The sequence below is a fragment of the Pseudoalteromonas sp. SG43-1 genome (assembly GCF_014164415.1).
In the GTDB taxonomy this organism is placed as follows: domain Bacteria; phylum Pseudomonadota; class Gammaproteobacteria; order Enterobacterales; family Alteromonadaceae; genus Pseudoalteromonas; species Pseudoalteromonas distincta.
Map to the genome: position 1 here is coordinate 1 of NZ_JACJFD010000072.1, position 596 is coordinate 596.

Consider the following 596-nt stretch of genomic DNA (forward strand, 5'->3'; position numbering starts at 1 on the left):
TACCTGCCAGAAGCCGTGCTTAACTACTTAGGTCGTATGGGTTGGTCAATGCCAGATGAGCGTGAAAAGTTCACACTTAATGAAATGATTGAAAACTTTGACATGAAGCGCGTATCGCTTGGTGGCCCTGTATTCGACGTAGATAAACTAAGCTGGTTAAACGGCATGTGGATCCGCGAAAATCTAACCGACGAGCAGTTAATTCAGCGCTTTGTTGATTGGAAGTTTAACGGCGAAATGCTCGCTAAAATATTACCAGAAGTTAAAACACGTATTAATACCCTGTCGGATATGGTTGAGCTTGCAGGGCACTTTGTAGGTGGTATTCCAACTTACGATCCTGCGCTATTAACAGCCGGTAAAGCAGACGAAAACGTGATTCGCCAAGCTCTACAATTTTTTGTATGGCAGCTTGAAGGTTTACGTAGCTTTGAAAAGCCCGCTATTTTTGCAATTGCAAAAGAAGTTGCAACATTCCACGAGCTTAAGATTAAAGACTTTTTAGAGCCAATATTTGTCGCAATTACTGGCAAAACGTCAAGTACGTCAGTGCTTGATGCAATGGAAATATTAGGCTCTGACTTATCACGTGCTCG

Annotated in this window: 1 protein-coding gene; it reads left to right on the forward strand. The window is 42.4% G+C overall.

The features are described from left to right. The coding region (locus H5159_RS20755; protein ID WP_259399138.1) for a glutamate--tRNA ligase family protein at window positions 1–596 on the forward strand (596 nt) is incomplete at both ends.